Source organism: Streptococcus huangxiaojuni (genome assembly GCF_040930515.1).
GTDB classification, from domain to species: Bacteria; Bacillota; Bacilli; order Lactobacillales; family Streptococcaceae; genus Streptococcus; species Streptococcus huangxiaojuni.
Genome location: NZ_JBFQEG010000004.1, coordinates 58,255 through 83,543, shown reverse-complemented (window position 1 = coordinate 83,543; position 25,289 = coordinate 58,255). Strand labels below are relative to the sequence as shown.

The window sequence follows — 25,289 nt, the reverse complement described above, 5'->3', positions numbered from 1 at the left end:
CTTTCTGTGTAGACTGTATGGCTAGTAAGAAAGAAATGAGGTTACTTGATGAATAAGAACTATCTATTTAATCGCTCAGCCTTCTCACAGGCCAAGGGACATGGTATCAAGCGAAAAACAAAACAAGGATTGATAGCCGGTCTCACCCTTGCGGCGGCTTTTACTGTTCTAAGCCAAGGCCAGGAGGTAGCCGCAGAAGACTTAGCAAACTCAGGATTTCCGGCAGAAATGCTAACGAGTGATTACACCTCGTCGGACAGCTCAGATGAAGAGCCTTCCAATATTAATGCAGATGAAACTAACAGCAGTCTTTCAGATACAGACCAGCAGGAGAATTCAGAAGCTGCAGCAAATTCTAGCCAATCAACAATAAAAACCGACAGCACTGCTGCTGATGCAGACGCAGAAAAAACAGATGATTCAGTATCGGCTGCGACAGAAGAAACAGATAAAGGTCTGTCTGCAGATGGTGAAACAAGAAAGACAGATGAAATCGCAGACACTGACACAACTGAAGAAACAGTAGAAACAGCAGCTATTGTGATTTCAGAGGATGGAGCTGCAGCTGATTCTGATAATGTGACAATTGCAGCAAACACTATCACTATCACTCATGCAGGGACCTATACCATCAGTGGTACAGGAGACGGTTATACCATAACAATCGATTCAGCGGTTACTGAAGCCATAACCCTTCAATTAGACAATCTTGAACTGACCAATTCCAATATCTACTCAAACGGCGATCTCACTATTATTGTCTTATCTGACAGCTCTGTCTCTTCAGCATTGACCAATACGATCGAAGCAGCAGGCGCCCTGTACGTCACTTCCAAGGACAAGAGCAGCCTGACAGTAAGCAGCAGCGCCAAACATGCTGTCAAAGCAGCAAGTGTGACCATTGACGGTGCTGTACTCAGCCTAATCTCCACAGCCAAAGACGGTCTACATGCGACGACCGATGTTAAACTTATCAACTCGACAGTCCTTATCACTGCAGGTGATGATGGGATTCAGATTGAAGATGATACTGATGTCAATGCTGCAGACTTGACTGTTACTGATTCTGTATTGACCATTGAAGCAGCAGATAAGGGGATTACTGCTGGTGACACGGTCACTATCGAAGGGGATGCAGTTCTTTCCATTACATCAGGTGATGAAGGGATTGAAGGCCGCTATATCAATCTGACGGGCGGAACAATCACCATTAATGCCGGAGACGACGGTATTAATGCCACAGAATGGACAAGCAAAGACAGCGCCGATTTAAGCAATTTGACTAATTCTACTGCTGATATTGAACATGAAGTGGCTATCCGCATTGACGGTGCAATCCTTAGTATTACAGCCGGCGGCGATGCACTGGATTCTAATGGTAACCTCATCATATCCGGAGGCAGTGTTTATCTGACTCAGACATCTGTAGATAATTCGGCCCTTGACTATGATGGTACTGGTCTTATTTCCGGCGGAACAGTCTGGGCTATCGGCAGTAATGGTATGGCTCAGGCTTTTACAACAGGTTCCAATCAGGCCTATATAATGACTAATATTTCCGGCAGCCAAGGAGATACCATTACAATCACAGACAGCAATGGCAGCATTATTGCAGCCGCAACTGCCGAAACAGACTTTTCTAATATTGTTTTCTCTTCTGAAAATCTAACCGCAGGAGCAACTTATACTGTAACAACTTCAAGAGGAAGATCTGCCAGTGCAGCAGCCACAACTGAAAGCAGTGCAAATGGTTTCGGTATGGGGATGGGAGGTCCTGTGATGGGTGACGGTACGATGCCTGACAATCCGCCAAGTTTTGATGGAGTCAGAACAGCAGCTGATGGTTCTATCATCTTTCCTGACTTTTCTCAAATAGACAGAAGTGAAGATCCGACTGCAGCTCCTAGTGATGCAGTTTCTCCTCTCTTGCCCAGAGAAGAGGCTGATAGCTCTGAAAGAGACGGCAGTTCAGCAGGCGACTCTGCAATAGCTCCTCTTCCTTCTGAACTAGCAGCCTCTGATAGTGACACAGCTTCAGAAACAACTGCTCCTTCTGCCAGCGGCAGCCAGTCTCAGATAGAAGAGGAGGAGGATTCAGAGGGAAACACTGCTGAACAGACAGACAAAGCTGAAACCAAAAAGGATACAGAGACTGCAGCTAGCAGCCATGCTGACTTAAATTTAGAAACGAAGGCCAAGCAGAGAAAAGAACAAACAAAGGCTGAAGCAAACTTTTTAAAAGCGAAGCAGACTGAAACAGCTCCAGCACCTTATTCAAATGCAGGCAGCGTCTATAGGACTAACAGAGAAGATTTACAGCACAGTGGCAGATTCTTGGCATTTACAGCAGGAAACTATAGGGAAGCCTTATCAGCAAACTCAGTCCCCTATCCTGCTTTTGCTTATTCTGACCTCAGTTCAAACAGATATAGCCGGACAGACAAACAGCGCGGCTCTTTCCGCACTGCAGCACAAACACAGCCTGCTGTCAGTCAGAAGCTTGCTGTAAAGTTTAAAACTAAAACTTGGGATAAGTCCGGACAGTTTATATAAAAGATAAAAAAATAAAATCCCTCCTCACTGCATGTGAGAAGGGATTTATGCGATTATACCCTTTTTTACAGGAAGCGTTTGATACCTGACATCAGCCTATCAATAATATCAGCTACAGGCTCAATCTGGTGAATCATCGAAATGCCCAAACCAAAGGAAGCGAAGCCTTTGCTCAAATCACCAAAGAGCATACCATCACGCATTCCTTCATAAGCATGCTGGGCTTGGTAAATCTCCTCTTCAGATTTTCCGGCTTTACTGAGTTCAACCAAATGATTAGGAAGTTCACCGGGGAGTGAGCGGTAAAAAGCAGGAACCGTTCGATACATGAGCAAATCGCTGGCATTAGCTTTAAGTGCCATTTCCTTGATATTTTGTGCCAATACCGATTCTTCTGCCATCATAAGCGCTGTTCCGACAAACAGGCCTTCGGCGCCGAGCACAAAGGCTGCTTCAGCTGTCCGTTCATCCGCAATACCGCCGGCAGCCATAACCGGAACCCGTCCTTTAGCAGCATCAACAATCATGGGCACAATAGAAAAGGTCCCGATAACTTTTTCAGGTACAGTGCCTCCTTCATCAAAACCCGTTGCAACAATGATGTCTGCTCCTCCTTGAATAGCTTCCTCAGTGTTTTCAACTGTTGGTGTCAATGCGCGGAAAACAACTTTAATCCCTTTTTCATGAAAACGCTGAGTCCAATAAGAAGAGAAATTCCCTGCCATAACGGCAACACTGACCCCTTCTTCAACCATCAGATCTAGCATAGGCTGAGTAAAAAGGTCTGTATCAGGGTGGCCTGGTGAAATATCCATGCCCATCGGTTTATCAGTGATAGCCTTAGCTATTTTAATTTCACGGCGCATATTAGCCACTGTCTCTTCAACAGTATAAACAGCTTCTTTTTGTCCGGCATTGAAGCCAAAAACACCCAATCCTCCTGCCTTGCTGACTGCAGCAACATATTTTCCATCTGTCAGCCAATTTAAAGGGCCTTGAATAATAGGCTTTTCAATTCCTAAAATTTTAGTCACACGATTTTTCATTGTCCTACCTCTTTTCTTTTTATTAATATTATAGCGCTTTCACACTGAGAAGCAATGGATATTTCCAGTCTAATTGTCGCCTAACTAACAGTTATATGGTAGAATGTCCTATAAGAGGTAATGACGATGAATAAAAATGACTTACGTTATCAAAAGACCGAAGAAAACCTGCAGCTGGCTTACCTATCTCTGATGGGCGAAAAAGAATGCCGGACTATTACAGTCAAAGAGATTTGCCAGAGGGCAAAATGCAGCCGAAACACCTTTTATCTTCATTACACTACAAAGGATGGACTTTACCGTGAAATCATCACAAAGATTCTGGACAGTCTGGCAGCGGCATTTGAACCCCTAGCAGCCAATTTAAACCAGATCAGTCCATCTCATAACAAACTGTATACTGATGGGATTATTGACAGCATTATTAGACATAAAGAAGCCATAACTGTCCTTATTGCAAGGGACAACGGCCTCTTTCTCAAACTCTTTACTGATACCATTTTTGAGAAATGTCTGACAGGCACACAGCTTCTGGCTAAAGACAGCCTCAGTTCAGTTAATCACCTTTATATCTCTTATTTGGCCTCTGCTGTGACAGGTTTTATTTTCGAATGGCTGAAGCATCCCAATATTAGTGACAGTCAGGCAAAAAATTTGCTCTATGATATCCATAAAAAAACTATTGACAGCAGTCTTCGGATTTTACAGCAAAATAACAGTTAAAAAACTCCCGCTCCAAATATGGATGAGCGGGAGTTTTTTTAATTGCCAAGTACTGTTTGTTCTGTAGTGAGTGCCGGATTCATATTGACACGGTGCCACTCATTAATCACATAAGCCAAGGCCTCCAGCTGATAAAGGCCATAATTATTGACTTCCTCTGTCGTCTCATCTGAACCTCCTAAGCCGGCGGTATATATGGCAACAATATACGGTGTCTCTTCGTAGACAATAGCGTCAACATTAAGCGCTTCACGAACATAACCCGGCTTTTGTGCTACAACAACTCCGGATGGCATAAAGGTGCGATAATAATATTCAGGGAAGGACTGCTCCAGATAATAGAGAATATCGGCATATTTTTCCTGATGCTGCCACAAATAATCTAAAACCTGGATGTAGTAGTCAGTTGTCGTTTTATTACCTTCAGACTGGATAGTCTTTATATCAGCTTTAGATTCACCATAGCGGTTAAACATAGGATAAACTTTTTCCAGCCCCCCTAAGCGCTCAGCCAAAGCATAAGCGGGTGTATTTTCAGAATAGACCAGTGAGTATTCCTGCATGTCTGCAATTGTCATTGCACCGTCAAACTGGGCCACATAAGCATCGTGTTCTCCCAGATATTCATACTCTGTTCCGGTAATATCAAATCTTTCAGTCATGGAGAGCTCCCCTTCTGTCACGGCGTCCACAACCAGCATATTTAAGGGCAGTTTGTAGGTACTTCCGGCAGTCATGGGCTGGGTATCATTCATGGCATAAGTCTCGCCTGTCATCACATTCTTATAAGAAAAAGCAATCTGTGATGGTTCAATTCCCTGATCCGCCAGAAAGGCCTGCACCGTCTCAACTAGATTGCTATGAACATAATCATAGGTCAGACCATAAGCTTCCATAGTTGCTGCATCAGCATCGAAGGCAGCCTGCTTTTGCTCATCCGTTTTGACCGGTAGGTTCTCATTAGCCTGCGAAACAGAATCGGACCCTGATGAGGCTTGCGCACTGCTCGACTGGGACGGTTGTTTTTTCCGGCTGTGACTGATAGCCTGATTAGCCATAACCAAAAAAACAGCAGTAACTGCCAGCAGCAGCAAGCCACAGATGACAGTCCCCGTCATCATCTCTTTTTTTCTTTTATGCATTCTATTTCTCCTAACCCCTCTATTTTATAATAAAGATAAAAAAAAGCAAGACGATTTCAATCATTTTGGATTAATAGAACAAAAAAAGAACTTAACCCGGTTTCATTACAGAGTCAAGTTCTTTTATAAATCCTTTTTTGCCCAGTCCTGTTTGAAAACAGTCCAGTGCTCAGGTTTCTGCAGAGATTAGGAGTGCTGCTTGTTTCAGCTGATAAACCGGCAGCAGCTTACAAATCTTCTTTAGACAGATGTGGCTTGCTGATAAAGTTCAGCAACCTTAGGCCAGTTGATAACTTCAAAGAAAGCCTTAATATAATCTGGGCGAACATTGCGGTAGCTGAGGTAATAAGCATGTTCCCAGACATCAAGTCCCAAAATAGGAGACTTGCCTTGCATAATCGGGCTGTCTTGGTTAGCCGTTGAAATCACCTCAAGTTTGCCTCCAGCTCCAACAACAAGCCATGCCCAGCCGGAACCGAAACGTGTTGCAGCAGCAGTTGAGAAAGCTGCTTTAAATTCTTCAAATGACCCAAACGCTTCATCAATAGCTTGGGCAAGTTCAGCAGTCGGTTCAGACTTTTTGGGTGAAAGCAGCTCCCAAAAAAGAGCGTGGTTAAGATGGCCGCCGCCGTTATTAATGACAGCTTGACGGATATCAGCCGGAATTTGTTCAACATCTGCTAAGAGAACCTCCAAATTGTCTCCAATTTCAGGGTGTTTCTCCAAGGCAGCATTTACGTTAGCTACATATGTAGCATGGTGCTTATCATGGTGCAGTGTCATTGTTTCTGTATCAATATAAGGTTCAAGTGCGTCGTAAGCGTAGGGAAGATCTGGTAAAATAATTGCCATATCACGTTCCTCTTTTCTTTTTGATGATGCTATTGTATCGTAAAAAGTCAGGGCTTTCAAAAAATTTGATTATGAATTTTTTTCTGAGACTACAAAATCAATAAACTCAATCCGTCCTGCTAAACAGCACTTCCCCATTTGGCTTGCAGAAAACTCCTGCACTATAATAGACTCGGTCAATTTGCTGATAGTCTGTTTTTACTGCTGATTATTTTAAGCAGGGCAAGATCAAAGAGATAAGCTTTATCATAGACACCCTTTTTAATCATGTAATCCGTTTCTATCAAATCGGCTACTGCCTGTTTTAAAAAAGGAAGCGATAGCGTCCGCGAGTCCCGCAAAGCAAATTTAACCTGATAAGGATTAACCTTGCGTCCCAGATAATCTGATAAATCTGCCGTAATCTGCTGTTCATTTTTACCCTGGCCGGATAATATCTTGACCTGTGTAAACATCCGAAACTGCCCTATCATAACAGCAATCAGCTTAATGTCATCTTCCCCCTGCAAACGCAGATCTCCAAGCAATTCACGCGCCATGTCAATTTTACCACCCAAAATAAGCTGGGTCAGTTCAAAAATATTATCCTGCAGTGTTTTGGGAATCGCCTGAACAACATCAGATGCTGTGACCTGACCATCTTTTTTATAAGCTGTTAAAAATTGGAGATTTTTCACGATTTCACTAAAATCAAAATTGGATTTAAGCAGCAGATCGTCAAAAACCCCTTTTTCAAAAACCAGTCCTTCCTGATGGGCAATTTTTTGAAAATAAGTTCTGAGTTCCGCTTCTTTAATGGGACCGGCTTCAAAAACCTGAGCGTCTCGCTTCAGCAGCTTAACAATACGGCGTTTGCCGTCCAGCTTTCCTGGTGCCAAAATAAGCAGACGCGTGCTGGCAACAGGATTTTCCAAATAAGCTTCAAAGCGTTTAAGCGAAGCTTCATCCAGAAAAGTTTTTTTAGCGGTCGTCAGATCTAAAAAATTATCAAAAATAACTATCTTTTCATCTGAAAAAAAAGGCAGACTTTCCAAATCCATTTCCGCCTCTTGATAATCTGCTTCTGCCATATCGAAATACGAATAAGACAAATCAGAGATACTAAAAGCAATCCTTTCCATTAAAAGCTGCTTCATCTGACTGTACTGACCCCAGTCTTCACCAGATAAAACCGTAATCGGACGCAAACTTTCTTTCGTTAAGTGTTCTATTTTTTCAATTGCAAGCATTCTTTTTTCCTAATCCAAACTTCAAATAAAGCTAGACAGCAGTTAAACAGTGTAATGAAAGACCAAGCCTGTCCCGCCTTGATATGCATTACCTCAAAACCGTATTTTTAGAGAAAAAGCCTGCTGCCTGATAAAGTTCAACAGCGAAATCAGCCCGCTACATTAAACTTTATCAGCTACAACAGGCTGATTCACTGATTATTCCCCTTTTTCAGAGATGGCAGAATCAAAGCTTTCGGTCTCACTGTTTGGAGTAACAGCTGAATCCATAGCCGAGCTTACCGGTTCGGAGAGATGAGCAGCCGAGTCAGCTGAATCTGCAACTGTATGAGAAAGAGCAGACGGCGCTTCGTGAACTGCTGCAGAAGTTTCAGCAGTCTTCACAGCTCCATCAGGAGCCGCTGTAGGTGTTTGAGGGGCTGCTGCGTAACCTGCTGGTATACTGCCGGCTTGATCCTTGCTTGGGAAACAGAAAAATACGATAAGCGTAATCTGACAGCCAAGTGCAAAAAGCCAACCGATAAAAGGAATAGGGAGCAAGAGCTGTCCCAGATTGAAGAAAATGAAAGCCCAGTGGAAACCGGCATCACGCAGACGCCGAACTTGCAGTGCCAAAGTCGGGATAAAAATGGCAATATTCCATATAACACCAATGAGCATCAGAGGCAGTAAAGCACCGAGATTGCTTATGATAAGATAGCCAAGTTCTTCATCTGTCATTGTATAATAGCTGTCAGCATAAGAAGCCATTGTTGAAAAAATCTGACTCACAAAAATGACTGAAGCAATCAGCCCGAAAGGTAAGGCAATTAAAAAATTACAAAGAACAACCCACCAATAATCAGAACGGGTCGATTTACCAGTAAAATCTGCATACTGCAACCAGAATTTTTTATAAGCTTTAAACATAAAATATCTCCTGTCTATTTTATTTCTCCATCATACCACGTTTTTTCTAAAAAGACAAATTCAGCCGCAAAAAAGTATAGCATTCTGGCTCAGTACAGCAGCAGCTTTTCAAGAAATTTCTGAGGAAAAAACTCTAAAACGGGCTTTAGTATCTTTATTAACTGCACCATCAAAACTGCATCGGACTGCTGCAATTTCTTATCTTTTGACTGTTTAGCAGATCATTTTACGGTCTCTATCTGCCAGCTGTTCCAGCCCCGAAAACGGATGGCTCCCTGCAGGTCTGTTCGATAAACCTCAACAGCAGCAGCGCTCAGCCGATCCAATGTTTCCTGATGGGGATGCCGGTAGCGATTGTGAAAGCCGGCAGAGATTAAAGCATACTTAGGTTTAATAAAGTTTAAAAATTCTGAGCTGGTCGACCCCTTGCTCCCATGATGCCCTGCTTTTAATACATCAACAGGCAATTCCTTATAGATTTGCATCAGCTCTTGTTCACCTGTATTTTCTAAATCACCTGTAAATAGAAAGGTCTGATTTAGAAAACGCCCATACAGCACCAGAGAGTCGTTGTTGCCGCCATCGCCTTTTTTATAAGGATAAAGGACATATAAACGGCTCTGCATGATCGAAAGGCTGTCTCCTGCTTTAACGGTACGCACCTTAGCTCTCGTCGCCTTTAATCTTTGGACAAAATCGGTCTGTGTCAAACTGCCGGAACTGACTAAGATTTCTCCAATTTTAAAATATTTGGCAAGAACCTGTAAGTCTCCAACATGGTCAGTATCGGCATGCGTTAAGACCAGCTGGTCAATTTTACTGATTCCGCGGCTGCGCAGATACGGAATCAAAGTTCTTTCGGCATTACTTTTTCCTGTCCTTTCCTGCCAGCTTTCTTTACTGGTAAATACCGGCCGACCACCGACATCAATCAGGATTGTTTTCCCTTTCTGATCCCTCAAAAGAATACTGTCTCCCTGCCCAACATCAACCACTGTCAGCTCATTTCCCAAAGGAAATTTACTGCTAAAAAGCAAGAGGACAATCGATAAGCCCAGGACTATAGCTATCTTCTTTTGACGGAAAAAATCATAAAGCAGGCCCAGCAAAATCAGCAGTAAAATAAGGACTAATAAATGAGGTCGTCCCAAAACAAAGGGGTGGCGGAAAATATGACTAATCCAAGTGATAAATGTTTCCAGAAAAAGAAACAGGACATTAACAAAGGTCAGTTTAACAATAGGCGAAATTAGAAAAATGAAGACCAGCATAGGCAAAAGAAGAAACTCGAAAGCCAGGGAAAAGAAGGCTGTAAGCAGAACAGACAAGGGATGAAAAACAGAAAAAAAGTAGAGTAAAATGGGTAATATCCCAGCAGCAAGTGCTAAACTTTCCATTATTTTCTTTTTATAGCTGCTGAGATGAGAAAAATCTACCAAAGTTAATATAAAAGCATAGGCAAAAGACAGTATCCCAGCTCTTGTTAAGAGAAAATGCGGCATTAGCAGAAAAAAGGCAATCAGTGTTAATGCTAAATTGTCCATCTTTTTAAGTCCAAGCCTGGAGAAAACATTTTGGACTAAGCTGCGGACAACAGAAACAGAAAATCCTGTCAAAACAGCATACAGAAATGAAAAAGGAATCTGCAGATAATCAACATAATCACGCCTTATACCCAGTCGTAAAAAACAAAATCGGAAAAGCCGTATAAAAAAACTGACATGCATTCCTGATAAGGCAAACAGGTGGATAAGGCCAAGATTGGTGTATAAATCGGTCATCTCATCAAATGATTTATCCAAATAACCAAACAGAAGTCCTGTCATATAATGCCGCATCGGGGCAGGAAACTGACTTTGAATGAAGACAATGGCTTTGCGCCGCCATTCTCGAAAACAGGTGACAATATATTTTTTGAATGGCCGCCGGACTGTTTGAATTTTATTAAGATTAATCAGCCTGTAAATTCCCCGATTTTTTAGATAGCTGCGGTAATCGAAGCCATTAAAATTGCGTATGTTTTCTGCTTCTTCCGTATCGGCTTCTGCCTGCAGGATAACCGTCTCATCAAGGTGACTAAAAAAATCTTTTTCTGTTTTTGACCTGAGCCGGTAAAAAACTTGGTATTCTTCTTTAGAAGACCGCCCCTGAAAAGAAAGCAGGTCGCCATTAACTGCTATGCTGTCAGGGATGATTTCGATGTAACTGACAGATTCGGGAGCCGTCTGATATGCTCTTGACTGCTGTTTCTGCCAGACACAAAAATAAACAGCAAAAAAGACTAAAACCACTGCAGCAGTTAAAACTTTTTGCCAAGTGTACTGCTTAAGCAAACAAATCAAAGCAAGGGTCAGCAGAAACAGAACTAAAGGCTCTGCAGAAAACAGCCAAAAATAAAGTAAAAGCAGTAAAAAGGCTAAATGAATCGGCTTTACCAAATAAAAATTAATCAACAGTGACCTCTTCTTTGAGTTTTGCTAAAGTTTTCTCGCCAATACCGGAAATTTCAGCTAATTCCTCCACAGAGCTGAAACCGCCTTTACTATCGCGATAATCGATAATATCCTGAGCACGCTTTTCTCCAATGCCTGAGATTGTCTGAAGTTCGGCAAGCGTTGCTGTATTTAAATTAATTTTCTCATTGCTGTCATCTCCTGCACTGCTGTCTCCCAAATCGGCTGATGGCTGCACCGGAGCAATTACACTGATATTTTCCCCTTTCACAGCAACATAAATCACTGCTTCATCTTCTATTTTTTGTGCCAGATTGACTGAATTCCTGTCAGCTTCGGCAGTCAGACCGCCGGCAAGCTTGACAGCATCACTTACTCGGCTGCCAGCCGGCAAAGTATAAACGCCTTCTTTCTGAACAGCTCCTTTTATATCAACAGTAATTTCAGCTTTGCTGCTTTGTTTTTTTGAATCCTTATCAGACAGAGAAGGCTGGGCTTGCTCGCTGCTGCTGAAACTGGTTTGGTAGGCTGGGAATTCACCGCTGCCTGTTTGAGGCTGACGGGACAATCCATAAAAAATCAGTCCCAGCAGAACTATGAACAAGCAGAACAGAACTGATAGCCAAATCGCTTTATTTCCCTTAAACTTATCTAATATTTCTTCTATCATGCAGACCTCCTTTATATTACTATTCGAAAAAATAAAAAAGAAAATGATACGTTTTAGCCATTATAAAAGGCCTCAAACACGGTATTTTACCTGTTCGAAGCCTTAAAATAATCTTTATGAATACAGCTGCCAGTATTCTTCTATTTGCGATGCTTTTCAGGGTTCCAGACAAAGCTGGCAAGATAACTGAACAGCAAAGTCAGCAGAACCAGAATAAGAGCGAGAAGCCCTAAAGGAATACGGAAAATATAGGTCAGAGGGTTTAGCTTTTTTGTCCGGCCGCAGTCAGCATTCTCAGCATCTAGACTGGAAAAGCTGGTTTGAATACGCTCGGCAACCTCCTCAATACCAGTATCATTCATCCGTTTAATATCACTGATATCAATAGCCTGACCAAAATTAATATCAATCGGTTCTCCCCTAAGCAGGCCTTTAAAGGAGCGCGGACCGCCGTAGACAGCTGGTTGAATTTTGACTTTAGCCATTTTAGCAATCACTGCTACTCCTCCCTTGACATCGGTGGAGTGACGGCTCCCGCTGGGAAACATAATTAACGAACGGTCACTGTTTTTCAAAACTTTAACCGGATATTTAATCGCCTCCTGTCCCGGATTCTCACGGTCTATTGGAAAAGCTCCGCACATACGGATCCACCAGCCAAAAATCCGATTGGTAAAAAGCTCTTTCTTAGCCATAAAGATAAACTGTTTAGGCTTTGTTGCAAAAGCCAGATAAACAGGATCCCACCATGTGCGGTGAGGAGCAACTAGAATATAGTTTTCTTTTTGATCTAATATCCGCTCACGATGGTGATAACGAGCATTGCCATTAACCAACCAAAGCAAAAAAGCAACCAAACCACGTAAATAAGCGTAAAACACAACTCTCTCCTTTTATCAAGATACAAAGGGCGTTAAGAACGCAAAAGGAAAATAGGAGACTGACCGATGAATCCAGAAAGATTCGAGGTCAGGCTATCTTTTTCCCGCAGCGTTTAGCCCGTGTTCGATTCACAAGATACAAAGCCCGTTAAAAATCCGTATGAAAATGACGGTAAGTCCGAAATCTTCTATCTTCGCAGACGCACCCCTGCCAGAACGACTAGAAGGGGGGCGGTCGACTGTTAAGGCGACAAAGCTTTCAGACGTTTACGGCTGGCGGTAAGCCAGAAATCTCTGATTTCGTAGGCGCACCCCTGCCAGAACACTAGAAGGGGCGGCTAACATTTAAGCTTTCAAAAGTCGTCTCAAGGCTCTTCGGCAGGACGCTGGCCATCTAGCAGCACTTTTAAATCTTATAAATATTCCTTTTTATTGTACCATTTATTGGCTCGTTTAAGAAGACAGAAAAATGATTTTCCTGCCTATTTTTAAAATATCTCTGTTGCCCATCACAGACTGAGCTGCCAAAAGCAGCCTTGCCAAAAAGGGAGTCGTAGGAATGTGGAGACAGCTGTAAAGGTGCCGTTTCAGCAGTCAAAAGGGACAAGCCCAGTTTTCAGCTAAAAGAAATTTTGTTATAATAAAAACCATGACTAAGCCGATTTTAAAAAATAAAGAGCGGATTGATCAGCTTTTTTCCACTGATGTTAAAATTATTCAAAACAAAGATGTTTTCAGTTATTCCGTTGATTCTGTTTTACTCTCGCGTTTTCCCAAAATCCCCAGCAAAGGATTAGTTGTTGATTTGTGCTCAGGCAATGGGGCCGTTGGTCTTTTTGCTTCAACCCAAACCAAGGCAAAAATTGTTGAAATCGAACTGCAGGAACGTCTGGCAGATATGGGGCGGCGATCTATTGAACTCAACCAGCTGGAAGATCAAGTTACTATGGTCGAAGACAATCTCAGCAACCTATTAAACCATGTCCCGCGTTCAGGGGTTGACTTAATTCTCTGCAATCCGCCCTACTTTAAAACAAGCGAGCATTCCAAAAAAAATTTGTCTCCTCATTATTTATTGGCCAGACATGAAGTGGCTACCAACTTGGAAGACATTTGTGCGGTCAGTCAGCAGGCCTTAAAATCAAATGGCCGGCTAACTTTAGTGCACCGCCCTGAGCGTTTCATGGAAATTATCGACACCCTCAAAAAATATAAATTGGCTCCTAAACGCCTTCAGTTTGTCTATCCTAAACAAAATAAAGAGGCCAATATGCTCCTTGTCGAAGCCATTAAAGATGGCTCACTGGAAGGTCTGAAAATTCTGCCGCCTCTGATTGTTCATAAAGACAATGGTGAATATACCGATGAAGTGGCTGCAATTTATTTTGGCACAGATGCCCAGCCTCAGGCTTATATGTATGTCTTAGAGTGTGCGGACGGAAGTCTCTATACAGGCTATACTACTAATCTTAAAAAGCGGCTTAAAACCCACAATGCTGGCAAAGGAGCCAAATATACAAAAAGCCGCCTGCCGGTTAAACTCCTTTATTGGGAAACTTTTAATCATAAAAATGCTGCCATGAAAGCTGAAAAACGGTTTAAGCAAAAAAAGAGGACCGAAAAACTGGCTTATATCAAATCGCAGACTGACAAGAGCCACTAAAGAATAACAGTATGTGAAAGACACTAACCCCGCAGCACTGCCGCTCCTTTTGAAAAGAATAAGAATTCACAAATAGGTTGTCTTCATTCCTTCATAAGCTTATACTGCACCACCTAAGCACTTCACTGTTTGATAACTAAAAAACTCCTTGGACATTTCAATCTGTCCAAGGAGTTAAAATTTATCTGTCAGAAAGCCTTGTTTTGATGGCAAAAGACATACAGACTATCTTTCCCCTTTATTTCGGATAACAAAACCGCTCTTTTTTTCGCTTGAAGTGCGGTGAGGGCGCTTGTTATCTTTATTTTGGAAATCATTTTTACTTCTGTGGGATCCCCTCTTGAAGTCGTAACGACTGTCTCGGCGACGGCGGTCATAACGGCTGCGGTTTCTGTCGCGATTCCGGCCTCTGTCATTGGAGACCCTGCTGGATGGTTTAAAGGGAAGGGGTTTTTCTCTGGCAATTTCGACCTTAGGCAGAGCATCTGGATCTTGGACAGTAATACTCAAGATATAGAGAGCCAGCTCTTCAGGCGTAAATTCAGCCGCTAACTTAAGAGCATCCCCCTTAAATTTTTCAAAACGGCCGCGGACTGCTTCGTCTGCAAAATCACGCTCAATCCTTTGCAGAGCAACCTTTTTCTTAGCCTGAAAAGCTTCCAGAGCAGTCGGTGGTTTGAGGCCTTTCATGCGTTTTTTAGTCAACTGTTCAATGATTGAAAGGTAGCCCATCTCATTTGGCGCAACAAAAGTAATGGACTGGCCAAATTTGCCGGCACGGCCGGTTCGGCCGATACGGTGGACATAACTTTCCGGATCCTGCGGAATGTCATAGTTATAGACATGGGTAACCCCTGAAATATCTAAACCACGCGCAGCCACATCAGTAGCGACTAAAATATCAAGACCGTCATTTTTAAAATCACGCAGGACACGCAGTCTCTTGCCTTGATCAAGGTCGCCATGAATCCCTTCTGCCCGAAAACCACGCAGTTTAAGGCCTCGGGTCAGCTCGTCAACACGGCGTTTGGTCCGGCCGAAAACAATGGACAGTTCCGGCTGGTCAACATCCATGAGCTGGGTCATGATATCAAACTTTTCACTCTCTTTTACCCGAACATAATATTGGTCAACCAAGTCAGTAGTCAGCTCTTTTGCTGCCACTTTAACATGCTCAGGGTCTTTCATAAATTTAAGGCCGATGGCTTTAATAGCTTCCGGCATTGTCGCTGAAAAAAGCAGGGTCTGCCGCTCTTTAGGAACATAACTGATGATAGCTTCAATATCTTCCAAAAAGCCCATATTCAGCATCTCATCTGCTTCATCCAAAATCAACGTTTCGACATGAGACAGTTTCAGAGCCCTGCGTTTTATTAAATCAAGAAGGCGTCCGGGAGTGCCGACAACAACATGAGCACCCGACTTGAGTGCCTTAATCTGTTTTTCAATGCTTGAGCCGCCATAAACAGAGCGGACCTTAACCCCTTTTTCACGGCCAAAACGAAAAAGTTCCTCCTGACTCTGCACAGCCAGTTCACGTGTCGGAGCAACCACAAGGACTTGAATCACATTTCTGTCTGTATCGATTTTATCGAGAGCCGGAAGACCAAAAGCAGCCGTTTTCCCTGTTCCTGTCTGCGCCTGCCCTATCACATCCCTGCCGTCTAAAGCTAGAGGAATGGTCAGCTCTTGAATAGGTGAAGGTTGGGTAAATCCAGCCTTTTCTACTGCCGACAGCAGGCTTTTTGATAATTTTAATTCTGTAAATTTCAATTTCTTCTCTTTTCTAAAAGGCAGTGCGAAGCCGCCTTATAAAACTTAAATTTGTTGTTTGACAACTTAATTAGTGTAACACAATCCAGAAAAAAAAGATAGAGAATCAGCTTAATTTCATAAATAACACGCTTTCATAGGCCAGCAGCTTTAAGCCTAGATCAGCTAGGAGTAAAAGATGGCCTTCCACGAAATGCTCAGGACATCTTTTCTTCTAAAACAACATCAGGATATTTATCCGCAAACCAGCGAAGCGCAAAATCATTTTCAAAAAGAAAAACAGGCTGCTCAAAACGATCTTTAGCCAAAATATTGCGGCTGGACGACATTCTTTCGTCCAAATCCTCCGGCTTAAGCCAGCGGACGGTTTTCTTGCCCATCGGCGTCATAACCACTTCTGCCTTATATTCGTTCTCCATACGATGTTTGAAAACTTCAAACTGAAGCTGACCGACCGCACCAAGCATATATTCGCCAGTCTGATAATTGGTATAAAGCTGAATGGCGCCTTCCTGCACCAACTGTTCAATCCCCTTGTGAAATGACTTTTGCTTCATGACATTTTTGGCTGTCACCTTCATAAAAAGCTCAGGTGTAAAGGTCGGAAGCGGTTCAAAGGCAAAAGTCTGCTTGCCGGCAGTCAAAGTATCTCCTACTTGATAAGTTCCTGTATCGTAAACACCAATAACATCTCCTGCCACAGCTCTGCTGACACTTTCTCTGGATTCAGCCATAAACTGGGTCACATTGGCCAGTTTAAGAGTTTTACCAGTCCGTGTCAGTTTTACAGCCATCCCAGGTTCAAATTCACCGGATACAATACGGACAAAGGCAATACGGTCACGGTGGCGCGGATCCATGTTAGCCTGAATTTTAAAAACAAAACCAGAAAAGGTTTCATCATAAGGAGAAACAGCCCGCTCTTCTGTTGTTTTATGACTGTGCGGCTCCGGAGCATAGTCCAGAAAAGTATCTAAAAAGGTTTGGACCCCGAAATTAGTCAATGCCGATCCAAAAAAGACAGGTGTCAAATCTCCGGTTAAAACAGCCTCTTCTGAAAAAGCATTGCCGGCTTCCTCTAACAGTTCAACGTCCTCCAAAACCTGTTCATAGAAAGGATTGTCTGCAAAGAGTTCCTTCCCTTCAGCAAGTTCCGCAAAGCGCCGGTCTCCTTTGTAAAGTTCCAAACGCTGATGATGCAGGTCATACAGACCGGCGAAAGATTTTCCCATACCAATCGGCCAATTCATCGGATAACTGGCGATACCTAAAACTTCCTCCAGTTCTTCCAGCAAATCCAGCGGTTCACGACCGTCTCGGTCCAGTTTGTTAATAAAAGTAAAGACAGGGATATTGCGGTGTTTGACAACTTCAAAAAGCTTTTTGGTCTGTGCTTCAATCCCCTTAGCTGAATCCACAACCATGACGGCCGCATCTACTGCCATCAGCGTACGGTAAGTATCTTCCGAAAAGTCTTCATGCCCCGGTGTATCAAGAATATTGACACGCTTTCCGGCATAATCAAACTGCATAACAGAAGACGTTACAGAAATGCCGCGCTGCTTCTCAATATCCATCCAGTCGGATTTGGCAAACGTACCTGTCTTCTTTCCTTTAACCGTCCCAGCTTCACGAATCTCACCGCCAAAATACAAAAGCTGCTCAGTAATCGTCGTCTTTCCGGCATCCGGGTGACTGATGATAGCAAAAGTTCGGCGTTTTTTAATAGCATCTTGAACTGTCATTTATTCTCTTTACCTATTTCCTTGTATTTTTGAGCAGGAGTCAGGTCAAAAAGGCCCGGACTCTCATTTCAGTGCCAAGCACAGCCAATTTTTTGATAACTTATGGTGCTTAGAGCTTCTTTATTATAACGAAATCTAGTCGTGAGTGCAATGCAGGGAGCTGTCTGTAACTAATCATTTTATATCGGAAGTTACCTTTTCGGGACTTTTTTATGATTAAAATAAAGGGCAAACAGCACCAAACTCAGGCTTAAAACAAGAGATACCACCAAATAATTAAACCAAATGCGGCTGTTATCAATAATCGGGGTATTCCGAAGAATCCCATAGTTCCCGCCTGTCACATGATTAACACCTACTAAAAAAAGATTTAAGATAAAAGTATAGCCTGTAATTTTACCAAAAGACAGTTTCTTTACCCGGTAATGATTCAGCAGATAATTAAGACTGTTCACCAAAAGAGCATAATGGCCAACAATGAAAGAGACACCAGTAATATGTGGAAAATCGTAAGGATCCAGCACAGGATAAATCAAAGCAAAAATAGCTCCGCTAAAGCCCATCAAAGCAAAATACTGCTTAATTGATGAATTGTCCGGCAAAAACAAAATAGCCAGCATCGCCAAACGGCAGTGATAAAGCGGCAGGCTATTTGAAATAGGAATCAGGCAGATACTGTACCAAAGATAGAGGGAAAGGAGCTGCAGCAGCTGAATCCTTTTGAATAAACGGACAAAATGCGGCCTGTCATGCCACTTGACAGAAATATAAACTAAGGCCAGCAAAGCCCCCATCATGATAAGGTAAACAATCAGTGATATTAAGGGCGGCTCAGTTGCCTGAGTTGTCAAAAAATCCTTTAACATTGTCATCTCCTATTTTTTATCAGACTTGCATCTTATGAATTGAACACGCCCTAAACGCTGCGGGAAAAAGATGTCCTGACTTAGAATCTGGCGATTCGTCAGTCAGTCCCCTATTTTCCTTTTGCGTTTTATACGGCCTTTGTATCTTGTTAATTGAACACGCCCTAAACGCTGCGGGAAAAAGATGCGGCTAAGTTTAGAATTGATTTCAAGTTAGCTAGCCGTAGACGTCTGGGAGTGGGACAGAACCCAAATTATTGAGTTCGTCGTCCCACCCCCGCAAAACCTAGTAGGCCATTTAAAGCTTTGAAAAAGCGGATAAAGTGCCACTAGACGACTAGCGTTCTATTGAACAGACCTGAGACGACTTTGAAAGCTTAAATTTTTACTGCACCCTTCTAGCCGTTCTGGCACAGGGGCGTCTGCGAAATCAAAGATTTCGGACTTACCGTCATTTTTGCAGTTCTGTCACTGCTTTCTCTAGCTGCATGGAATTGCTGCCCTTAAATAAAATTTGATCGCAGGGCTGCAGGAGACTTTTGATAGCGGCTACCATTTCGTTAAACTGATCCTCTTGCTCGTTTTTCTTAAAATAATAAACCTTTCCGGGCGGAAACATCTGGCTGGCCAATTCAGCCAGCTCGGCAATATCTTCACCATAAAAAATGACAGTGTCTAAAATGTCCGGCAGCAGTCGGGTCACAATACTGGTATGCATTTGAACAGAATGCTCTCCCAGCTCTTTCATATCAGCTAAAACAGCTATTTTCTTACCGCCGGTGTTATTGGGGATAGCTGAAAAAGTTTCCAAAATTAATCGCATAGCTGTAGGATTAGCATTATAAACATCTGAAAGAATATCGGCACCGTTCTTAGCTTTTTTCCATTCTGTCCGATTGCCTGTCAGACTGATTTCACTTAAGGCTGAAAGGATATCGGCATCAGACACCGCTAATAACTTGCCGACATAGGCACTGATAACAGCATTAGTTGCATTGTATTTACCTGATAAAGGCAGAGTAACAGGATCGCTCAGGAGATTAGTTGTAAAAGTCAGCCTATCTTTTTGCTCGACAATATTCTCCACGCCGATTTCCTGCCCAGAACCAAAACGGATAACTGTCTGATTTTCCGGTAAAAAGGCATCAAGAATCGGGTCATCCGGAAGGATTAGTATCCCGTCGGAATCCATACCATCTGCGATCTGCATCTTCCCTTGAGCAATTTTTTCACGTGTGCCAAAAAATTCCAAATGCGCCTCACCAATAAGTGTCACCACAGCAATTCGAGGTTTAGCAATCTCTGACAAAAGATGAATATCTCCCAGATGATCCTGTCCCATTTCTAAAACAATTTTTTCTGTATCATCCGGCATATGCAAGACTGTATAGGGCAAGCCGATTTCGTTATTGTAGTTCCCTTGCGTTTTATAAGTTTTGTAGGTTGTGGACAGGATAGCAGCAATCATATCTTTTGTGGTTGTTTTACCGTTAGAACCTGTTACAGCAATCACATCGACCCGCTGTTTTTCAAGATAATATTTAGCCAGTCTCTGCAGGGCTACTAAGACATCATCGACCAAGATATAAGGGACATTGTCAACAGGCTTTTCTGACAGTGTTGCTGCCGCTCCCTTGGCAAAAGCAGCGTCAATAAAATCATGTCCGTCACGCTGACCTTTTAAGGGCAGAAACAAGTCACCCTTTGTTACTTTACGGCTGTCAAATTCAACATGATGAAGGGAAAGGTCAGCAAAATCGGAAACGGTGTTTTTGCCACCGACAACTCTGGCAAGCTCATGTAGACTTAATTTCATATTTCTCTCGCTTTCTGCTGCTAAAAACTTTATGCTCTCATTATACCATAAAGATAGTCCATTACGCTGAAGCAGTCTGCTGCTGACTTTCTTTGAGGAGCTGTCAAAATAAAGCAACAGCCTCAGTTTAAGAACAGAAAACAAGGAAAGGTTATAATCTTGGAAATCTGCCTCGCTCTTTTTAGCTTACCGTCAGCCGTAAACGTCTGAAGGCTTTGCAGTCTTTACAGCCTGCCGCACCCTTCTAGTCGTTCTGGCACAGGGGCGCAGACGAAATCGAAGATTTCGGGCTTACCGTCAGCCGTAAACGTCTGAAGGCTTTGCAGTCTTTACAGCCTGCCGCACCCTTCTAGTCGTTCTGGCACAGGGGCGCAGACGAAATCAAAGATTTCTGGCTTACCGTCAGCCGTAGCCGTCTGAAGGCTTTGTCGCCTTAACAGTCGACCGCACCCTTCTAGTCGTTCTGGCAGAGGTGCGCAGACGAAATCAAAGATTTCTGGCTTACCGCCATTTTTGCTGTGAGCTTGAACGCCCTTTGTATCTTGTGAATTGAACACGGGCTAAGCTCTATGCAAAAAAGATAGCCCTCCCTTGAGTCTTTGGTGACTCGGCGGTTAGGCTCCTATTTTTGCTGTGAGCTTGAACGCCCTTTGTATCTTAATAAAAAACCTTCAGGTATTCTTGAAGGTTTGGGATAAGGTATTCTTAAAACAGGTGATCTTCTCTTTTGTGGAACATTTCCTGTGCCAGACGGACAAGTTCACTGATTAAATCCGTATAACTCAAGCCCATATTTTCCCACAGCAAGGGATACATGGACCATTGGGTAAAGCCCGGCATTGTATTTAGTTCGTTGAGGTAAATCTGATTATTTTCTGTTAAAAAGAAATCACAGCGTGACAGCCCGCATCCTCCAAGCGCACGGAAGGCCTTGGCCGCATAATGCCGCATCTTCTCCGCAACCCTCCCGTCAATTTGAGCTGGAATAGCCATGCTGATTTTATTGTCAATATACTTGGCTTCATAATCGTAAAAAGCAACATCCTTGACCACTTCGCCGGGCAGAGTAGTTTTGATTTCCCTATTTCCTAAAAGTCCGACTTCAATCTCACGGGCAGTCACTCCCTGCTCAATTAAAATACGGCTGTCATATTTAAGAGCCAAGCCGATGGCCTGACGGAGCTCCTCTCTGTTTGCTGCACGGGAAATCCCCACACTTGAACCCATGTTGGCCGGTTTGACAAAAACAGGGTAGGAAAGCTTCTCTTCAGCCTGATTTATGGCTTTTTCCAGATCATCTCCTTCAAAATAAGCGATATAAGCAACCTGAGGAATGCCGAAACTTTCTAAAATTTGTTTCGTAACGATTTTATCCATTGCTCCTGCTGAAGTCAGAACATTTGTCCCCACATAAGGAAGACGCAGTACTTCAAGAAACCCCTGAACAGAACCGTCCTCACCCATAGGCCCGTGAAGAACAGGAAAAACAACTGCATCAGTTTGGTAAATAGCACTCGGTGCCACTTTTTGTGCCGGAATAACCGTCTCATTGGTCATTAGCTTTTCATCAGGTCCCGGCGCCTCAGAAAATATCTGTGTCTGAATAAAGTCACCAGCCTGAGTGATAAAGTAAGTTTTTACCAAAAATTGGTGATAATCAACTGCACGTATAATACTCTCAGCAGAAAGTACTGAGACCTCACGCTCTGCAGAACGGCCGCCGTAAAGCAGGATTAAAGTTTGCTTAGACATTATTTTTCCTGTCCTTTTCTTTGATTTATCAGTCTTAATCATATCATAATTGCTGTTTATTTACAAAAAATACAGGTATTCTGCTATTAAAAAGCTGCCCGTCATAAAACAGGGCAGCTTTCTTTAATAAAATTTTGACATTAACTGGTTTAAATATCAGTTATTTTAACAAATGGTCTGCCCAAACCGTTGACATCACCGGCTTGTGTGCTTTGTTCATTCCAGAGCGAAGCAATCGGATACCAGCCGTTATTAGCAGCATTATAGGGGTCAAATACATAAGTATTGCCGTTTGAATAGCCTTTTAAGACAAGCTCATGGCTGGTTCCCCAGCCCCATGGAGAAAATTTATTCAGCTGGACAGCCCCTACAACCTGATGACCTTCCTGCAGGGCAGCAGACAGGGCAGAGGATGAACTGAGAACAGTGGCAGTCATTCCCCATTGATTCGAAGCCAGCAGGATGCCTCGCCCGGTTGTTCCTTCGCCCCCTCGGTTAAATTCAACGGTTTGATTGTAGAGGTAATCTGCAACAGTTGTCGGCAGCACTTCTGTTCCTGTCAATGACGTGAAAACCATCGCTAAAGCTGTCGGAACACAGCCTGTCGATGCCATTGTATAATAGCCATAGCGTGTATTGCCCCAGCGGCCGTCTCTTTGGTTATAGTAAGGTGTTGTGTAAGTCGCTCGGCTTACTGTAAAATCGGTCGAGGTCAGGAAGTACATCTGACCGTTATCAGATTGGTAAACATGGAGATGATAGGTTCCTGTGCCAGAATGATTGGCGACATTAATGACACCGCCTGCATTGGTTCCGGAAACAGCAGCATCATACCAGACAAGATCGTCTTGACCGCCGGCATCTGACCAGACAGCATATTTGACTGCTCCGTTTGAATAAACACCTGAAATAGAAACAGCATAAACACCTGTCCCTTGATAACTTGTTGAAACGTTGGCTGAAGCTTCTTTATTTGCCAGTCTGTAAGTCCTTAAATCATAGCCTATGGTCTCGCCGTCCTTGGTTTTGACATAAGCATGGACTGTATAATCGCCTGAAATATTGTGATGGTATTTTTCGTCAACCGTAACTACTGCTCTGCCATTAATAACCTCTGCAGTATACCAGTAAATATTCTGCTGCCCCGACTGAGACCAAGCAGCTACTGCAAGACTGGCGATAGCTTTTGAATTTTCTGTTTCAGTTACCAGCACCTGCAAGGTTCCTTTTGCAGCATCATAATTTTGAACAGTGACAGCGGGATTGGAGAGTTCTCCTGAAAAACTTAAATCAATGCCATTTGTTGCTGTTAAGCCGACAAAAGACTGGGTCACCTGGCTTTGTCCATAAACATGGACATTATAATGCCCTGATTCAAACTGATGATCTTTGGCATAGAAGGTCAAACTGTAGGTTCCGTCACCCGTTTTAACAGCTTGGTACCATTTAAGATCATCTTGACCGTTTTTACTTGTCCAAGTAGGGAGGGTAATGTTGGTAAAATAAGCCGGAACATCACGAACTGTCACTCGGACTGATGTTTCGTTAACCTTATCCAACTGGACCGAAACATTAGGTCTGGCTACATCAACATTTATAGCACTCAAACCAACCATGCGCCCATTGATAATCCCGTAAGTATGGATATGGTAAGTGCCGTAATCACCTGTGTAGGCTGCCCTTGTTTGACCAGAGCTGCCAACCTTATACCAAACCATATCGTCCTGACCATTATGCGCAGACCAGACCGCATGGTAGACTGTCAGAGCTTTGCTCACATCACTAGGCATGGTAATATCGATACCATTTTGGCCTAGGCTGGCGCTGACAGCAATATCTCCATAAACGTAATCATTTTTGAAACTTGTTCCTGTCAAAGCTGATAGGCTATTTGTTACAGCACTTTCACCATATACATGAACATTATAGTCGCCGCTTTCGAGGTAATGTTCCGCTGTACTGACAGTAGCTGAATAGGTCCCGTCTGCAGCTTTAGCAGCCTTATACCAGATCAGGTCATCCTGACCGTTAGCGCTTGTCCAGGTAGGAAGCAGGATATCGGTGATATAAGCCGGAGCATCAGTCACCGTAATCTTATAGGCTGTTTTACTGACTTTGGTAACCGCCACACTGACATTAGGCTGTAAAAGATCAACAGTGGCAGCGTTCAAACCAATCATTTGACCATTTGCATTTTGATAAGTATGGATATGATAGTTTCCGTAAGTACCAGTGTATTTTGCCGTTGCCCTTCCATTTTTATCGGCAGTATACCAAATCAAATCATCCTGGCCATTGACATTAGACCAGACCGCAAACAGAATTTCGGTACCAGCTGCAATAGCCTGATTATACTGCAGATTAAACCCTCTGTCGCCAATAGTAATACTGGTTACTTCCGACGCAGCTGCTCCTGTCGCGGCTTTCTCCCGTGTTTCAGCAGCAAGAGCAGGCCCTTCTGCAGTTTCTCCCTGTCCGCTGTCGGCGGGTTCGGCATCTCCTTTGTCTAAAGACTCCCTTGATTCATCATAAACCGCTTCTTCTGACGGCAGGGACGGCTGAGAATCATCTTCAGATAATATAGGGCCGTCCAGATTTTCTGCAGCACCTATATCAACACTTTCTGAACTAACATTTTCACTAATGTCAGCTGCTGGTCCCGACTCAAGGGCATTGCTTCTAGTTTCCATATTTTCAGCACTGTCAGCAATGACAGCATCTGAAAGAGCCGTACTGCTATTGTCAGCAGGTACACTTGCAGTTGCGAGGACGCTTTCAGCAGTATCTGAATGACCGACCGTTTCATCAGCCTTTACAGTTCCGCCCCCTGCAGCAAATAACAGCACACCTGATAGAAGCAGCGTTCCAATAGCACCATAAGCTTTCGATTTTTTTATCGTCCCATGACCTTTAATCTCCATAAATACTCCTCACTAAAAAATATTCTCCCTCCATTATAACAAACCTTCCACAAGATACAAAGGGCGTATAAAAATCCGTATGAAAATAGGGGATGGCAAGTGATGCTTGCATCACGCTGACAGCCATCTTTTTCACTAGGATTTTAGCCCGTGTTCAATTCACAAGATACAAAGCCCGTGAAAAACGCAAAAGGAAAATAGGGGACTGACTGACGAATCACCAGATTCTAAGTCAGGACATCTTTTTCCCGCAGCGTTTAGGGCGTGTTCAGTTCCACAAGATACAAAGGGCGTA

At 43.1% G+C, this 25,289-nt stretch carries 17 protein-coding genes; 3 read left to right on the top strand and 14 right to left on the bottom strand.

The features are described from left to right. Positions 1 to 48 precede the first annotated feature (48 nt). Positions 49 to 2,553: a carbohydrate-binding domain-containing protein gene (locus AB3329_RS03965; protein WP_368394447.1), complete on the top strand. Its 2,505-nt coding sequence runs from the start codon at positions 49 to 51 to the stop codon at positions 2,551 to 2,553. 65 nt (positions 2,554 to 2,618) lie between these two features. On the opposite strand, the gene AB3329_RS03960 is transcribed toward AB3329_RS03965, so the two are convergent. Beyond that, a complete protein-coding gene (locus AB3329_RS03960) occupies positions 2,619 to 3,599 on the bottom strand; it encodes an NAD(P)H-dependent flavin oxidoreductase (RefSeq protein WP_368394446.1) in 981 nt (326 codons plus the stop codon). Positions 3,600 to 3,725: 126 nt separating this feature from the next. Between AB3329_RS03960 and AB3329_RS03955 the strand changes: the two genes are divergently transcribed. Then, entirely contained in the window at positions 3,726 to 4,322 is a 597-nt protein-coding gene (locus AB3329_RS03955) for a TetR/AcrR family transcriptional regulator (RefSeq protein ID WP_368394445.1), read from the top strand. 38 nt (positions 4,323 to 4,360) lie between these two features. Here AB3329_RS03955 and AB3329_RS03950 read toward each other — a convergent pair whose 3' ends face one another. The 7 genes from AB3329_RS03950 to AB3329_RS03920 all read right to left on the bottom strand — a co-directional run bounded on the left by AB3329_RS03950 (position 4,361) and on the right by AB3329_RS03920 (position 12,458). Continuing rightward, the gene (locus AB3329_RS03950) at positions 4,361 to 5,464 is read right to left on the bottom strand and encodes a serine hydrolase (RefSeq protein WP_368394444.1); all 1,104 of its coding nucleotides are present in this window, start codon (positions 5,462 to 5,464) and stop codon (positions 4,361 to 4,363) included. A gap of 240 nt (positions 5,465 to 5,704) precedes the next feature. Continuing rightward, positions 5,705 to 6,316: a superoxide dismutase SodA gene (gene sodA / locus AB3329_RS03945; protein WP_368394443.1), complete on the bottom strand. Its 612-nt coding sequence runs from the start codon at positions 6,314 to 6,316 to the stop codon at positions 5,705 to 5,707. Positions 6,317 to 6,492: 176 nt separating this feature from the next. Then, positions 6,493 to 7,545 (bottom strand): DNA polymerase III subunit delta, encoded by a 1,053-nt coding sequence (gene holA / locus AB3329_RS03940; protein ID WP_368394442.1) that lies wholly within the window; start codon positions 7,543 to 7,545, stop codon positions 6,493 to 6,495. Positions 7,546 to 7,743: 198 nt separating this feature from the next. After that, positions 7,744 to 8,454 carry a DUF805 domain-containing protein gene (locus tag AB3329_RS03935; protein ID WP_368394441.1) on the bottom strand — a complete coding sequence of 237 codons (711 nt, stop codon included), beginning with the start codon at positions 8,452 to 8,454 and terminating at the stop codon, positions 7,744 to 7,746. Between the two features lie 221 nt (positions 8,455 to 8,675). Beyond that, entirely contained in the window at positions 8,676 to 10,910 is a 2,235-nt protein-coding gene (locus AB3329_RS03930; RefSeq protein ID WP_368394532.1) for a DNA internalization-related competence protein ComEC/Rec2, read from the bottom strand. After that, the gene (locus AB3329_RS03925) at positions 10,900 to 11,577 is read right to left on the bottom strand and encodes a helix-hairpin-helix domain-containing protein (RefSeq protein WP_368394440.1); all 678 of its coding nucleotides are present in this window, start codon (positions 11,575 to 11,577) and stop codon (positions 10,900 to 10,902) included. Before AB3329_RS03925 ends, AB3329_RS03930 begins: the two co-directional genes overlap by 11 nt. A gap of 140 nt (positions 11,578 to 11,717) precedes the next feature. Then, positions 11,718 to 12,458 carry a lysophospholipid acyltransferase family protein gene (locus AB3329_RS03920; protein ID WP_368394439.1) on the bottom strand — a complete coding sequence of 247 codons (741 nt, stop codon included), beginning with the start codon at positions 12,456 to 12,458 and terminating at the stop codon, positions 11,718 to 11,720. A gap of 649 nt (positions 12,459 to 13,107) precedes the next feature. On the opposite strand from AB3329_RS03920, the gene AB3329_RS03915 reads away from it, so the two are divergent. After that, positions 13,108 to 14,121: a GIY-YIG nuclease family protein gene (locus tag AB3329_RS03915; protein ID WP_368394438.1), complete on the top strand. Its 1,014-nt coding sequence runs from the start codon at positions 13,108 to 13,110 to the stop codon at positions 14,119 to 14,121. A 225-nt stretch (positions 14,122 to 14,346) separates the two neighbouring features. Here AB3329_RS03915 and cshA read toward each other — a convergent pair whose 3' ends face one another. The 6 genes from cshA to AB3329_RS03885 form a co-directional block, all read right to left on the bottom strand. Next, positions 14,347 to 15,894, bottom strand: a complete 1,548-nt coding sequence (gene cshA, locus AB3329_RS03910) for a degradosome RNA helicase CshA (protein ID WP_368394437.1) — start codon at positions 15,892 to 15,894, stop codon at positions 14,347 to 14,349. A 197-nt stretch (positions 15,895 to 16,091) separates the two neighbouring features. Beyond that, positions 16,092 to 17,639, bottom strand: a complete 1,548-nt coding sequence (locus tag AB3329_RS03905) for a peptide chain release factor 3 (protein ID WP_368394436.1) — start codon at positions 17,637 to 17,639, stop codon at positions 16,092 to 16,094. Positions 17,640 to 17,830: 191 nt separating this feature from the next. Next, positions 17,831 to 18,505 (bottom strand): YwaF family protein, encoded by a 675-nt coding sequence (locus tag AB3329_RS03900; RefSeq protein WP_368394435.1) that lies wholly within the window; start codon positions 18,503 to 18,505, stop codon positions 17,831 to 17,833. Between the two features lie 451 nt (positions 18,506 to 18,956). Further along, positions 18,957 to 20,321: a UDP-N-acetylmuramoyl-tripeptide--D-alanyl-D-alanine ligase gene (locus AB3329_RS03895; RefSeq protein ID WP_368394434.1), complete on the bottom strand. Its 1,365-nt coding sequence runs from the start codon at positions 20,319 to 20,321 to the stop codon at positions 18,957 to 18,959. Positions 20,322 to 21,026: 705 nt separating this feature from the next. After that, entirely contained in the window at positions 21,027 to 22,073 is a 1,047-nt protein-coding gene (locus AB3329_RS03890; protein WP_368394433.1) for a D-alanine--D-alanine ligase, read from the bottom strand. A gap of 149 nt (positions 22,074 to 22,222) precedes the next feature. Beyond that, entirely contained in the window at positions 22,223 to 24,994 is a 2,772-nt protein-coding gene (locus tag AB3329_RS03885; RefSeq protein ID WP_368394432.1) for a GBS Bsp-like repeat-containing protein, read from the bottom strand. Positions 24,995 to 25,289 lie beyond the last annotated feature (295 nt).

Bases quoted from the DNA above. Each gene is read 5' to 3' on its own strand.
- AB3329_RS03965 (WP_368394447.1), top strand. From the start codon at position 49: ATGAATAAGAACTATCTATTTAATCGCTCAGCCTTCTCACAGGCCAAG.
- AB3329_RS03960 (WP_368394446.1), bottom strand. From the start codon at position 3,599: ATGAAAAATCGTGTGACTAAAATTTTAGGAATTGAAAAGCCTATTATT.
- AB3329_RS03955 (WP_368394445.1), top strand. From the start codon at position 3,726: ATGAATAAAAATGACTTACGTTATCAAAAGACCGAAGAAAACCTGCAG.
- AB3329_RS03950 (WP_368394444.1), bottom strand. From the start codon at position 5,464: ATGCATAAAAGAAAAAAAGAGATGATGACGGGGACTGTCATCTGTGGC.
- sodA (WP_368394443.1), bottom strand. From the start codon at position 6,316: ATGGCAATTATTTTACCAGATCTTCCCTACGCTTACGACGCACTTGAA.
- holA (WP_368394442.1), bottom strand. From the start codon at position 7,545: ATGCTTGCAATTGAAAAAATAGAACACTTAACGAAAGAAAGTTTGCGT.
- AB3329_RS03935 (WP_368394441.1), bottom strand. From the start codon at position 8,454: ATGTTTAAAGCTTATAAAAAATTCTGGTTGCAGTATGCAGATTTTACT.
- AB3329_RS03925 (WP_368394440.1), bottom strand. From the start codon at position 11,577: ATGATAGAAGAAATATTAGATAAGTTTAAGGGAAATAAAGCGATTTGG.
- AB3329_RS03915 (WP_368394438.1), top strand. From the start codon at position 13,108: ATGACTAAGCCGATTTTAAAAAATAAAGAGCGGATTGATCAGCTTTTT.
- AB3329_RS03905 (WP_368394436.1), bottom strand. From the start codon at position 17,639: ATGACAGTTCAAGATGCTATTAAAAAACGCCGAACTTTTGCTATCATC.
- AB3329_RS03900 (WP_368394435.1), bottom strand. From the start codon at position 18,505: ATGTTAAAGGATTTTTTGACAACTCAGGCAACTGAGCCGCCCTTAATA.
- AB3329_RS03895 (WP_368394434.1), bottom strand. From the start codon at position 20,321: ATGAAATTAAGTCTACATGAGCTTGCCAGAGTTGTCGGTGGCAAAAAC.
- AB3329_RS03890 (WP_368394433.1), bottom strand. From the start codon at position 22,073: ATGTCTAAGCAAACTTTAATCCTGCTTTACGGCGGCCGTTCTGCAGAG.
- AB3329_RS03885 (WP_368394432.1), bottom strand. From the start codon at position 24,994: ATGGAGATTAAAGGTCATGGGACGATAAAAAAATCGAAAGCTTATGGT.